At 32.0% G+C, this 12,658-nt stretch carries 18 protein-coding genes and 1 pseudogene; 10 read left to right on the top strand and 9 right to left on the bottom strand.

Going from position 1 to position 12,658, the window contains the following annotated elements:
- Nucleotides 1–186 precede the first annotated feature (186 nt).
- The 7 genes from DIU01_RS14250 to DIU01_RS14220 form a co-directional block, all read right to left on the bottom strand.
- Nucleotides 187–810 (bottom strand): hypothetical protein, encoded by a 624-nt coding sequence (locus DIU01_RS14250; protein WP_290835582.1) that lies wholly within the window; start codon nt 808–810, stop codon nt 187–189.
- Nucleotides 811–1,054: 244 nt separating this feature from the next.
- Nucleotides 1,055–1,486 (bottom strand): hypothetical protein, encoded by a 432-nt coding sequence (locus tag DIU01_RS14245; RefSeq protein ID WP_290835580.1) that lies wholly within the window; start codon nt 1,484–1,486, stop codon nt 1,055–1,057.
- A gap of 80 nt (nt 1,487–1,566) precedes the next feature.
- Entirely contained in the window at nt 1,567–1,917 is a 351-nt protein-coding gene (locus tag DIU01_RS14240) for a hypothetical protein (RefSeq protein WP_290835578.1), read from the bottom strand.
- A gap of 12 nt (nt 1,918–1,929) precedes the next feature.
- Nucleotides 1,930–2,133, bottom strand: a complete 204-nt coding sequence (locus DIU01_RS14235) for a hypothetical protein (RefSeq protein ID WP_290835576.1) — start codon at nt 2,131–2,133, stop codon at nt 1,930–1,932.
- 405 nt (nt 2,134–2,538) lie between these two features.
- Complete coding sequence (locus tag DIU01_RS14230; protein WP_290835574.1) at nt 2,539–3,015, bottom strand: type IV secretory system conjugative DNA transfer family protein; 477 nt, start codon at nt 3,013–3,015, stop codon at nt 2,539–2,541.
- Between the two features lie 276 nt (nt 3,016–3,291).
- Complete coding sequence (locus DIU01_RS14225) at nt 3,292–3,639, bottom strand: hypothetical protein (protein WP_290835572.1); 348 nt, start codon at nt 3,637–3,639, stop codon at nt 3,292–3,294.
- Between the two features lie 317 nt (nt 3,640–3,956).
- Nucleotides 3,957–4,097: a hypothetical protein gene (locus tag DIU01_RS14220; protein WP_290835569.1), complete on the bottom strand. Its 141-nt coding sequence runs from the start codon at nt 4,095–4,097 to the stop codon at nt 3,957–3,959.
- 189 nt (nt 4,098–4,286) lie between these two features.
- Here DIU01_RS14220 and DIU01_RS14215 point away from each other — a divergent pair, with 189 nt between their 5' ends.
- The 9 genes and pseudogenes from DIU01_RS14215 to DIU01_RS14175 all read left to right on the top strand — a co-directional run bounded on the left by DIU01_RS14215 (nt 4,287) and on the right by DIU01_RS14175 (nt 8,557).
- A complete protein-coding gene (locus DIU01_RS14215) occupies nt 4,287–4,511 on the top strand; it encodes a hypothetical protein (protein WP_290835567.1) in 225 nt (74 codons plus the stop codon).
- Between the two features lie 43 nt (nt 4,512–4,554).
- Complete coding sequence (locus tag DIU01_RS14210; RefSeq protein ID WP_290835565.1) at nt 4,555–5,004, top strand: hypothetical protein; 450 nt, start codon at nt 4,555–4,557, stop codon at nt 5,002–5,004.
- A gap of 25 nt (nt 5,005–5,029) precedes the next feature.
- Complete coding sequence (locus tag DIU01_RS14205) at nt 5,030–5,635, top strand: hypothetical protein (RefSeq protein WP_290835564.1); 606 nt, start codon at nt 5,030–5,032, stop codon at nt 5,633–5,635.
- Nucleotides 5,636–5,642: 7 nt separating this feature from the next.
- Entirely contained in the window at nt 5,643–5,855 is a 213-nt protein-coding gene (locus DIU01_RS14200; protein ID WP_290835562.1) for a hypothetical protein, read from the top strand.
- 11 nt (nt 5,856–5,866) lie between these two features.
- Nucleotides 5,867–6,052, top strand: coding sequence for a hypothetical protein (locus tag DIU01_RS14195; protein ID WP_290835560.1), 186 nt, complete (start codon nt 5,867–5,869; stop codon nt 6,050–6,052).
- 27 nt (nt 6,053–6,079) lie between these two features.
- On the top strand, nt 6,080–6,304 hold the full coding sequence (locus DIU01_RS14190; protein ID WP_290835558.1) for a hypothetical protein: 225 nt from the start codon (nt 6,080–6,082) through the stop codon (nt 6,302–6,304).
- A gap of 6 nt (nt 6,305–6,310) precedes the next feature.
- Nucleotides 6,311–6,781 carry a hypothetical protein gene (locus DIU01_RS14185; protein WP_290835556.1) on the top strand — a complete coding sequence of 157 codons (471 nt, stop codon included), beginning with the start codon at nt 6,311–6,313 and terminating at the stop codon, nt 6,779–6,781.
- A 259-nt stretch (nt 6,782–7,040) separates the two neighbouring features.
- Nucleotides 7,041–7,538 (top strand): annotated as a pseudogene (locus tag DIU01_RS14180) (DNA adenine methylase); the annotation flags it as partial.
- A 704-nt stretch (nt 7,539–8,242) separates the two neighbouring features.
- Nucleotides 8,243–8,557 carry a recombinase family protein gene (locus DIU01_RS14175; RefSeq protein ID WP_290835554.1) on the top strand — a complete coding sequence of 105 codons (315 nt, stop codon included), beginning with the start codon at nt 8,243–8,245 and terminating at the stop codon, nt 8,555–8,557.
- Nucleotides 8,558–10,008: 1,451 nt separating this feature from the next.
- Here the strand turns inward: DIU01_RS14175 and DIU01_RS14170 are convergent.
- Both DIU01_RS14170 and DIU01_RS14165 read right to left on the bottom strand, forming a co-directional pair.
- Entirely contained in the window at nt 10,009–10,338 is a 330-nt protein-coding gene (locus DIU01_RS14170; RefSeq protein WP_290835552.1) for a hypothetical protein, read from the bottom strand.
- Between the two features lie 177 nt (nt 10,339–10,515).
- Entirely contained in the window at nt 10,516–10,788 is a 273-nt protein-coding gene (locus tag DIU01_RS14165; protein WP_290835551.1) for a helix-turn-helix transcriptional regulator, read from the bottom strand.
- Nucleotides 10,789–10,997: 209 nt separating this feature from the next.
- Between DIU01_RS14165 and DIU01_RS14160 the strand changes: the two genes are divergently transcribed.
- On the top strand, nt 10,998–12,608 hold the full coding sequence (locus DIU01_RS14160) for a tail fiber domain-containing protein (protein ID WP_290835550.1): 1,611 nt from the start codon (nt 10,998–11,000) through the stop codon (nt 12,606–12,608).
- Nucleotides 12,609–12,658: the final 50 nt, after the last annotated feature.

The following is a 12,658-nucleotide window of genomic DNA, read 5'->3' as shown; positions in this document are numbered from 1 at the left end:
AATATCACCATTGTTAGTAGAAATAGATTTCATAGAATCCTCTAAATCTTTCCAAACGGGGATATTAAAAGCTGAAATTATTTCATTTCTAAAAAATTCTATTCCAGCATAAAAAACAGTAAGTGATGCTAATAGCTCAAAGTAGGAGCTGAAATTATTTAAACACATAAGTCTACAACTATATGATTACTCTTTTAAAAAATAATCTTCACAAGTAGACAATTTTTCTATAAATACATCGTATAATTCTTTTGCTGTATCTGGCTGATTGAAAGAACCATAAGCCGTGCCTTTTCGAAAACCTTCATCGTTAATTATATTGTCTTCGACTCTATACATTTTTTGATCTCCTACAATAAAGAAAATGTCTCCTTTCTTTTCTACAATATATTCTTTAAAAGCATTAGATGCTTTTTTTACAATTACGCTTTCTGGTAATAATTCATTATATAGTTTGACTTTTTTTCCAAATTTAGACAATCTATTATTGTTTTCTTTTAAAACAAATTGAATCTTCCCATTGCGTCCAATAAAATTAACCAAAGACTCTTCAATACACTGGATATTATTGTTTTTTGAAATATTACCTGTAAAGTCGTCTTCATAAAAAACTATCTCTTTTTCAGAATAATCAAAAATAGTGGAGATTACCACAGAGGCGTGTTTATGATTTCTATTACCAAAATGGAGAGGACTTTGACTTTCAGCAAGTCCTTTTATAGCGTTTGAGTATATTTGTAAATCTCTTTCAGCTATTCTTTCCTCTTCAGGAAGGGTGCTAGTATATATATTATCTAAGTTGTTATTCATTTAAATAAACCTTAATGGTAAAAAATGATTATTAATTTTATAAAGAACGCAAAAGTAGAAAAATTTATTATATAACAAAATTTTCTAAACATTGTATTTCAGTTACTTCTATATTGAATATATTTTATCTTAATCTTTCGAAAAAGTAAAGTTACAATAAAATTAGCATAGTTAGGTATTCAATACTTATAAATTATAGTCAGTCATAATTAAAAATCAAGCATAAGTATATTTAAAATCATCTTTAAATTTCATCCTCAATCTCAATATTATCTATAAACTTAGCAAGCTTAGTTGTAACCATAAAATCAAATCGCTTTATGTACTTGGATAGAGATTTATATTTTACCTCAAAAAAAACTTGTTTAGCTTTTACTTTACCATTATGGGTTTGTAAATATTTTTGAATTTGGTCAAAACTATCTCCGTAAATAGCGGTTTCAAGGAGTAATGCTCTAAAATGAATTTGTTGACGATTCCCAACTCCATTAATGGTGGATTCGCCAGCACCAAGTCCGATTAAAAAATATTTATCCATATCTATTCCATGGTCTTGGCAAAGACTGAAAAAGTCAGCTCCTGAATGACCATCTATCTGAATATATCCACCATAATCTCCATATTGGGTACTAACTAAGTCCTCAATTAAATGTAATCCATAATCATTTGTTTTCATATAATTTTAATTTAGAATAAGAGTGTTTATTTTAATGAGAAAGATAAGGTATTGTAAAGTTACAAAAACTATTTAAAGAATTAAAACAATTTTATTTTCTCCCCATCAAACAACTCCCATCCCTCAAACACATTCTCTTTCAGCTCATCGAGTGTTTTAAAAAGGAAATACTCTTTGGCAAAAGCAAAACGCTCATCCTCAAAAAGTCTTTTGATGGTTTGAGTTTTGCAAGTTTCTAATTCAAAAATACTCAGTATTCTTGAGCCGTATTCCAGTCCAAATTGTTTGCTTGGCTCTCCTTCTTTTAATGCTAAAAGATGTTTCAGCAATGAAGTATGAACACGTTGTACGTTCATACCGTTAAATATTTCAATAGCATAGAGTTCCTTTCTAATTGGAGTTTGAAACATACAAATTGCATCGGCAATCAAATACTCATTTTCTCAAAACGCAATATAGGTTTCTGCTCTAAAGCCTTTTGTTTTACCTGTGGAGGCTTTATCCAAATAGGTTAGAAAAAACGATAACTCAATAGATTCATTAAGTGCCCATTCTTGTAAAGCAATATGAACATCAATGGTGTGGATTCTATGGTAATAATCCTGTCCAAATAGCACATTGTTAGTTTTTGGAAACCTTATAATCATACTTGAGTCAAAACGCTCCTCGATAAGTTTTGCTCCATGCGAAGTAAGATGATGGATACTTTGTAGTTTTCAAAATTTTGGATGCACTCCAAAGGTTGCAGAACCCACAAGTGGATTTTTCCAATACCTGAGTTCTAAAATTTGCTTGTTTAAATTCGCTCTATCACTCATAATCCCCAAATGAAGCAATTGACCCGTGGTTAAGAATTTATAACGAGCCAAACTCAGCATAATTTTTTCCTGTGAAGCAGATAGTGTTTTGAAAAATAATCTTTTAGTTAGCATTTTAATTATAAAAAAAATAAAAAGGCAAAATGCCTTACTTTTTTATAACAACAATTATTACAGTTGAAATTTGGGTTTGAAATTTTCGCTGGACTCTATGAAGTTTTGCGATCAAGTATCTCAAAAATCGGATTGTAAATTTTCATTAGCTCTATATAAATTGCTTTGAGAAAGAATTTGAGACTTTAATTTTATTTGCTCTTGTTTGGATAAAAAATATCTTTTGCGACTTTTTAATAGAAAGTCCGGACTTTTAATTTTTCTTGCTCCATAATGGTCTTGTTTGAGATAGAAATAAAATGGAGGTAGTGTTTTTAAAATAGTAAATGGAACACCTAAATCTCCTGCTTGAGATTTTAAAGCCGTAAGTCCATTAATTCCAACGAGTTTAATAGCGGTGTTATTGATTACCATATCCTTAAGCGATACAGGAAGTTGATTGACGCTTTGCGTTCCAACAATCAGATGCAATTTGTATTTCCTGGCTTCGGAGAATATGGTTTCCATACTACTACCGCCCGAGGCAAGATTGTGGAACTCATCCACAAAGAGATAACAAGGCTTTCTGTAGTGTTCCTGTTCAAATGCACGTTGCAAAGCAATACTTAGTAGTGTTGCTGATACAAACTTTCAAAGCGCCTTGCTTGTATCCTCTCCCAATTTTCATTTGGAGAGATTAAACAAAATCACATTTCACTTTTGCATTTCTTTTTTCAAATCAAAATCGTTTTTTCCATTCATCATCCTATAAAAACTGTAATTATTTTGTAGGTGTTGAAGTCTTGTATATACTGCCAATTTTGTAGCACTATATTTTTTATTTTCAAAGGCAGAAGCAAAGAAACTCCTGTAAACAGGATGCGTTGCTTTTTTTCAAAGTTCAACTCGCTTTTGATTGGTGGAGTCATTCATAAAATCCTGTAAATCCGATAAGCCACATCCTCCATGAGAAAACAGAATCGTCAAGCATGGTTTTAAAAGCGTTTCCATTTGTAATGACATACCTGCTTCTGGTATTAGTTCACCGAATGTTTTAGCTCGTTGTTGAGATAGTAAATCCACCATTATGGGATTTGTTACTTTTTTTCGAAACGGATTAATACAAGGGATGCTGTCTTTCTCCCAAGTAGAATCAATATAAACAATACGCTGAGGCTTTAGAAGATTTAAACGAAATGCCAATATACGCTCTGCCAAATCCCCATGTGGGTCTAATAACACCAATGCATATTGTTGTCTCTTATGGGATAAATATTGGAGTTTATAAAAAAGCGATTGCAAGAATACTGATTTGCCTGAACCAGTTCTTCATGTAATAATCAGATGTCTTTTTAGTGCATCAAGGTATACAGGAACAGGCTTGGGTCTAAAAAATAGAAACAAATGGTTCAGACAATAAAATCGGAAAAGCGTTTATAAATTGTCATGTTGTGTCGAAGTAGAAAATAAAATGGAAGGTGGTACATATCTGTTTTACTCAAAATTGCAAGTCCTTTACCTGTGAAGCCCAAAAAGCACACCTATTGGTGTGTACCTTTTTAATTACCTTTTTGACTACCTTTTTGAGAACCTCTAAAGGAGATGAAAAACCGCACGTAATACCAAGAAAAATCTACATTATTTGGAGAAAGAACCCCATAGAAATATACTTTTTCTTCTTCTGTTTTTGCTATTGACAAATTTTAAAAATGTAAAGTTCAAGTGGAGTTGATTCCCTTGCAAACCAAACGAAAATCCGTAAACAACCACCGCCGAAGAAAATATCAAATCACTTTAAAAAAAAATGTAAAGTATCAGGTAAAAGGAGAAGATAACGGCTATCGGATACCTATTGCCAAGAAACATTTAGTAATCTAAAAAACAAAATCATGGAAAACAAAATTGGGAAAACAGTAAACCTCGAACTTATTGGGGTTGATGGAAATGCGTATGCCATTATGGGAGTCTTTTCAAGACAAGCAAGACGTGAGGGTTGGTCGCAGGATGAAATCGACCAAGTGCTTGAGGAAGCACAAAGTGGCGATTATGACCACCTGCTTTCAACTATCATGACCTATTGCGAACCTCAAGACGAGGAAGAACAAGAGGAATAAGAACAGGAAGACTAAAATCATTTTATCTTAAAAAAACAAAAGCATGAAACAAAACAATTTAGAACTCTATGACCAGCTGGACAAAGCCATTGACAGGGCGGTCTGGTTGCAATTTGAACATCGTAACTCAAAAAGAAAATTTGTGGTCTATGATGGACCAGCAGACAACTTTGCTGTTTCGGATTTGCAAACGGCTGTGGAAATGGAAATGGATTCTCATTTTTATTCTTTGCCTGATAGCTACTTTAATCTTTCACATGAAAGACTGGATGCTATCGCAAAGGATAAGGATATGCTTCAGCATTGGGAGGAACTACTCGGAAAGTTTTCCGTCATGGAAGGCGAACTACTACGTTTTATCATTCGCTTTCAGATTCCTGTTGAAAAACTTATTTGTCACGAACTCTCCAATCGTGGCTTTGACCAGAACAACCAGTGGGTGGGATTTGAGGCATCCAAAAAGATTTGGCAACAGAACGAATCCGAAGATTAGTAACCTAAAACAAAAATTTAATCCAATGAAAGAAATGCTTAGAAAAACAAAAGCACGTTTAGTCATACAATACTTCTTAAGGAGATTGCAACAGAGTTTGCAAAACGAGAAAGTCGCTACTATTGATAATGTCTTTCTTTCCATTTACTCTAAAGACGAACTCATGGATATTATCAAATGGTTGTATGTCCCTACTGTACCCCAGTGGATTAACTACGACCAAATGGATAAAGAAGAACTCTTGGAAGCCATCGGAGATGACTTTTATATTCTATCCTATGAAATTGATCAAGCGAGAATGGAATTGTATGAAACAACTAAAGTAACACCTGAAAGAGTAAGAAGTACCCTTTTGCAGTTGGGATTGGAAACTCATTATTTGATAGAAAAACCTGTGATGGATTGGGATGAGTATGATTGTTCCAATTTCAGGTCTTTATCTTATAAGGCAGGAAACCCAATACCTGTATTTGGAATATTTGATTCTTCGGTAAATGAAGAGGACAAATACATTGTTACCACGCCACCTCCCAAGTTGTACAATACTGAAAAGGAAGCAAACGATGCTTTACTTAAGATGATTGAAAAAGGACAACTCAAAAAGGGAGATGCTAAAGTAATGATGCTGTAAAACAAAAATGGAAAATAAAAGATACGTAAAACAGATAATGGTTTTGGGTAAAGAGATGCATCAAGAGTACTTGGATGATTTCTTGGAAGAACCATTGGACTTTGAAGGCTTTGTCAATTTTATGCTAGGATCACTCTATGATGAAAACCGATTTGTGGAAGAAATTATTCCAAATAAAGACTTCTCCAAAGTACTTATAATCTATAAAATAAAAATGTAAATCTATTTAAAATGAAAGAAGTGTATGTGGTTTTACTTGCCGATTCAAATGGAAACTTTGAATGGGTTTACACCCATCCCAAGCCTTATTATTTGAGCAAAGAGGAAGCCCAAAAAGTCCGAGAGGAACTTATCGAAAAAGAAGAAACAGTAACGGAGCAAAACTCCAAAGTAGTGGAATTGTATAAAATGGAATAAAATGAAAATTTAAATCTATTAAAAAAAATGAAAAAAATCTATGCAATATTTATGGCAGACGAACTGGGAAACTTCGAAAGGGTGTTGGTGGTTCCAAAACCCTATTATCTAACAGAAGAAGAAGCCGAAAGAGCACGCCAAGAATTAATCAGAACAGAACCAATAGTTACTATGGAAAACACCATAATAAAAAAGTTTCTTGTTGAAGTTAATAAAGAACAGAACTCAAAAAACAGTAACCAATTAAATTAGTGTATTATGAATGAAAAGAAAATTGCTCTATTAAAAATTTTTTCAATAATTTTGAAAGACAGAGCCAAAACGGAAATTCAATATCAGAACATTAGTCCTGAGATGTTAAAATTCTTTTCTCGAAAAGAACTTATCGAAATCATCACTCATAATTGTGATGGGCAGTTTCCACAAGATTACAATCTTGCAGAAATGGAAAACGAAGAACTTTTGCAACTCATTGGAGATGATTTTAGTATCATTTCCTACGTAATGAGCAAATGGAGTAAAGAAGCTGCAATACTTCCAAGTAAACAAGAATGGTTCAACTCAAAATTCCATTCAGATTCCAATACAGAAACTACAGATAATCCATTAGTACCGACCAAATCGGAAACTATTGAAATGGATATTGATAATTCTGAACAGAAAAACCAAGAAGTTGTTTTAGATTCTAAAACTGCCTCCAAAAAAGGGATTCCCGAAAAGACCAAATAATCTAAAAGGAATCTTTAACTAATGGCTTGTTTTTACGAGCCATTTTCATTTGAAAAGTGAGCTTCTTACATATTTTATCTTCTTTGAAAACAAAATGACAATAAATCCTAAAAGAAAAACGAATGTATTATTAAAAACACCGATTTCCTATTACGGTTGAAAACAAAGTATGCTTAATGATATTTTGCCATTAATTCCTGAACATCATATTTATATTGAACCTTATTTTGGTGGATGAAGTGTCTATTGGGCAAAGCAACCAGCCAAGTGTGAAGTCATCAACGATGTAAATATGAATGTTATTAACTTTTACAAAGTTTTGAAAAGCAAAGGACAGGAATTAGAACAAAAGATAAAAGAAACACTTCACAGCAGAGAAACCTATAGAAAAGCATTATTTATTTATGATTGTCCTCGGTTATTCAATGATGATTCAGTAACAAGAGCATGGGCATTTTATGTAGTTACCAATCAAGGGTTTTTAAACAAGATAGGAAGTCGAGGTTACGATAGAGAAAGAAGGTCATCGGTAGTGTTTAAAAACAAAGTAGACATGTTTGGGATGGATTTAATGGACAGACTTCGTCATACCCAAATCGAACAGAACGATGCCTATAAAGTTATCCAAAGCAGAGACAGAGTGGATGCTTTTATTTATGCAGACCCACCGTATATTGGAACAAATCAAGGACATTATGGAGGTTATGAAAAGGAGCATTTTATTCGTGATTTGGAAGTGCTGGCAAACATCAAATGAAAATTTCTACTTTCCAATTATCCTTCTGAAATATTAAACGAGTACATCAAAAAGTACAATTGGTACATTAAAACTTTTGATAAACCATTATCGGCAAGCCACAACAGAAATAGTTGAGCTATCAAAAGAAAGAAGGAGGTATTGGTGGCAAATTATCCGATTTAGTTTTTGCTTTTATCTTGTAAAACAAAAATGATATGATATTGGATGAAGAAATGGTAAAAGTTAGAAAAATTCTTTGAAAAAAATTTGACAATATCATTCCAGATGAAACTGTAAAACTGATGATACATTCTTTTAAACTCATGGCAAAAATTATCATCAAGAATCTTGAAAAAGAGAACAAAAAGAAGAGTGAATAAAACTCTTCTTTTTTTCATATTGATTATTGTATAAAAATCAGTACAATTTTACCGAACCAGTCTATTTTATTACGATTTAAAGCAATGAACAAGTCAAAAAAACTAAACAAATTACATAAAAATTCTGGGTATTTCGTCAAACCTAAAACCGATGAACAAAGATTTTGAACCAATAAACTTAAAGCGGTAATTTACGTTAGAGTTTCTAGTGAAGGACAGGTTACGGGGTGACATGGTCTCGAATCACAGGAAACTGTATGTAGAGAACGATGCCAAAGACAATCCTGACTGGAAATAGAAGTAGTAAAAGTATTCAGGGAAGAAGGAGTGAGTTGAAAATTAATGGATCGTAAAGCAATCAATCAAGCAATAAAGTATTTGGAAAATGAGAATAAAAAATTCACTAAAATCCACTATTTTGTGGTAACAGATGCCGACCGTATTGCAAGACCTGATGATATTGCGGAAGCATTTTCTTTGGAACAAAATATTGAGGGAGTTGGTGTTAAAATAATTACAGTAAATAATAAAAGGGATATTGAAACTGACGAAGGTAAGTTCTTACATACCATTCAATATGCAATTGCAGGATTAGAACGTAGAAAAATCCTCAGAAGAACTATGAATGGTAGACTCAGCAGTATGAAAAACGGTTGACGACCATTTCCTAGACCTCCATTAGGTTATTGCAGAGAAAAATTATCAGATAGTAATTGATACATAGATGTAATAGATGAACAAAAATGAGCCATAATCAAGGAAGGGTTGGAATTGTACGCATATAATCCGATGTTTAGTCAGTCTCAATTATATAACTATCGGATAGATAAGTGAATAAAGCCATCTGAGAAAAGTAGTAGATTGTATTTTTCAATTATAGAAAAAACGTTTTATCATTACAGATTATATTTTTATGCATGATACATTTATTATCCTGAATGGGGAATAGACGTACCTTTGAAATGAAAACATGAGCCACTAATTTCACTAGATACGGCAGAAAAGATATTGGAAAAAGAAAACCAAAAACCAAAAAAGATAAAAGCTTCTAATATTGATGAAAATTTGGAGTTACATCCACTTAAAGGAATGATAACATGTACAAGTTGTGGCAGGAAATTAGGATGTTATGCAAGCAAATGAAACGGAGGAGTTTATTTTTATTATTCCTGTAGCAACAAGTACTGTGATGATAGAATTAATATCCGCAAAGAAGTTATTGAGAGTCAGTTTGAAGAATTTATAGAAAAAATGAAATTACCAAAAGAAGTATTTGATACATTTAAAACATACATTTTAGAGGAACGAAAAGAAAATAAGGAATCAATAGCTGTAAGCATTCCTCAAATGCAATGACAACTTCTTTCAATAAAAACAAAAATGGAAAAGATTGAAGAGAAAATTCTCTCTATTACAAACGAATGACTACTTCAAAAAATGGAACAGGAATGGTCAGCATTAGATACATTACAGGAAGATTTGATTAGAAAAATGAATAATCAAAAAGATGCCGAAGATAATATTGAACAAATAATATCTCAAACTGAATGCATATTTACGCAACCAGTCCAGATGTGGAGAAATTATGATTATGAAATAAGGCAGTTATTATTTATGGTTCGGTTCGGTGGTATATTGTATTATAAAAAAAACTCGTGATTCCGAACCAACGAAACCACAGGTCTGCATTATCTTTTTAAGCTAAATTGAGGAGGTAATTCCTCCGTGACAACACAAGGAGGTACACTTTCAAACCCGTTTATAATCTCAGAAGTTGATTTTGAAATAATAATTACCATACTAACAGCCCAATGTAAATACATAAATGCAATACATAAGGTCTGTAAAATACATGGTTGGGATATTACAAAAAAAATCAAGGGGTCTTAAAACGAGAGTAAACCTTTGTGGAGTCTATTATATAGTTTTGATAAGAAGTAAACAAGAGTTTTTTTTAACTATAAAGACAGAAATCAATAGGATAAGGCGAGCCGTTGTGGGGAGTTGCAAGTTAGCAAATTACCCCGTAACCGTGTTAATTTGCTCCTTGCAAGGGGAAACCCCTTTGAACCCCGAATCGCAATTGAGTAAATAGAATCAAAGTGTAATTATCGCTCCAAGTCTAAATCTTTACTGATTTTTTTAGCTGTTCGCTCTAAGGCAAACCAACTACGTTCCGAATCAGTTTGATGCTGCACTTTACTTTCTTCTTGGATTTGCAGAATCTCTTTAGAGTATGTATTATAGAATTCTCGCAATAAATCTTCGTCCAAATCTTCATAATGATAAATGGTCTCCATTCCAAATTTTTCAACTAAAGGAAAAAAATCGAGTGGCTCATCATGGGTTAAAATTTCTTTGGCTAAAAACTTCTTAAGACTATCTTTTGGCTCATCCGCCATAGCCATTAATTTTTCTAATGCTTTTTCTTTGCTCATGATAGAATTGATTTATACAAAGTTAATAAAAAAATAAACTTAGTTTTACATACTTAGAAGAGATGACATTGAGCATATTCTTAATGAAGAAAAAATCAACTGATTTCTTTTATTAAAATTAGAAATGAATGTATTTTAGAGCTGATGGTTGTTATGGGGAAAAAGCTTGAGATTGTTTTAGATGTTTTTGTTTTCTTCAAAAGAAATATCTTGAAGCAACTCCGCTAAAGAAATTCCCATTGCGAAAGCTAAACCAGCAATAGTGCCAATATTGGGGATTACCTTTGCAGTTTCTATTTTATATAAATATTGTCTGTCCATACCTACTAAAAAGGCAAGGTCAGATTGAGAAAGACTTTTACGCTTTCTAATTTTTTTTATTTGTTGCCCTAGTTGAAGGGCAACATTTTTTTTTAGTTCTTGGAGTATTTTTTCATCTATGGCATCCACATTACAAAGTCAAACATAAAGAGCAATATTTTTGTAACCTTAAAAAACCACATTTACTTTTTTAAAAACTAAAAAAAAATTAGGTTATTATCTTTTTTATTTATAGAATTGTATGGAGTTTATAATTCCAACACTATAATCGTTTTCTAGACAAAGCAATAAATTAGATGCAATAATTAAATTATCAATTAATACTAAATATTTATATCATGAAAAAAAGAATTCTACTTTTTGGAGCTTTAGCATTAAGCTCAATTTCGTTTGCACAATCTTCTTTTCCACATCTTGCTCCTAGTCTTGGAGCAAATGCAGAGAGAGTTTCTAGTTTTGGAGTAGCAGGAGTTGCAAATGAATTTTTAGAGATTACAAATTCAACTGAATTTGCAAATCAATTTATACCTTCTATTTGGGCACATCACCAAGCTGACAATAGATTTGTACTCCGTCATTTTGCAACAACAAATTCAACACAAGATAACGGTACAATTCCAATGATGATTTTTAGAGCGGAAATTAGAAATAGTTTAAATCTGACAGCACCAAATGCAACAGGAGAGTTTCCTTGGGGAACAACATCTGCACTTGTTGTAAATAGACCTTTATTCGCATGGGAAAACGGTAATACTCAATTGATGAGAATTCTTGCAAATGGAAATGTAGGTATAGGAACTACAACACCTACAACAAGATTTCACACTTTTGGTTCAGTGAGATTTGAAAGCATTCCAACTGTAACAACAAATACTTATGTATTAACAGCAGATGCTAATGGTGTTGTAAGCCGTCAACTTTCATCTTCTTTCGGTGGTGGAGGTATTACAAACGCTTGTGCAACACCAAATTTTTTAACAAAAACAGGTGCGAGTGGTCTTACTTGTAGTCAAGTTTTTGATAACGGAACAAATGTAGGTATTAACACAACTGCACCAACAGCTAAATTTCACAATAATGGAACTGTAAGATTTGAAAACTTACCAACATCAACAACTAATAATATTTTTGTTACTTCTGATGCAAGTGGTAATTTAGCAAGACGAACAGTAACTTTTGGTAATGTTAACAGTACTTGTTTCACTACTAACTATATTCCTAAAAATAATGGTACAGGTTTGTCTTGTAGTCAAATTTTTGATAATGGTACTAATGTTGGAATTGGTACAACAACTCCTTCAAACAAACTTACTGTTAATGGTGCTGTGCAATCAATATCAAATTTATTTATTTCAGATATTATTTATAAAGAAAAAATTGCCCCAATAAATAATGCTTTAGAACTTGTAAATAACTTAGACGGTAAAACATATAATTGGAAAGTTAGTTCGTTTCCAGAGTTAAATTTTGATAATACATTACAATATGGTTTAATAGCTCAAGAAGTTGAAACAGTTATGCCTTCAATTGTACATACTGATGATTTAGGTAGAAAATCTGTAAATTATAGTGCAATTATTCCAGTATTAGTTGAAGCAATTAAGCAACAACAAGACCAAATTACTGCTTTACAGGACCAAATTAACACAAATTTTCAAAGACAAAATAATGATTTAATTACATTGCAAAATACAAAAATAATTAGTGTTTCTCCTAATCCTTCGTCTGATGTAATTTCTGTATCAATGAATATAGAAAGCGAAGTTACAGAAGCAAAATTAGTTGTTTATGATTTAAAAGGAGCTGTTATTAACAGTCTTACAATCAAAGATAGAGGTTATGATATTTCTAAATCTTTTCAAAAAGATAATTTTGGAACAGGTACATATATTGTTACTCTAATTGTTAATGGCAAAAGCATTGACAGCAAAAAATTCATTTTCAACTAATATTTTTTTATATTTGCGCATTAATAAAACTCTGATGTTAACATCAGAGT

It is taken from the genome of Flavobacterium sp. (assembly GCF_003525665.1).
In the GTDB taxonomy this organism is placed as follows: Bacteria; Bacteroidota; Bacteroidia; order Flavobacteriales; family Flavobacteriaceae; genus Flavobacterium.
Note: the sequence above shows the minus strand (reverse complement) of the source record. Positions and strands in the feature narration are given on the sequence as shown.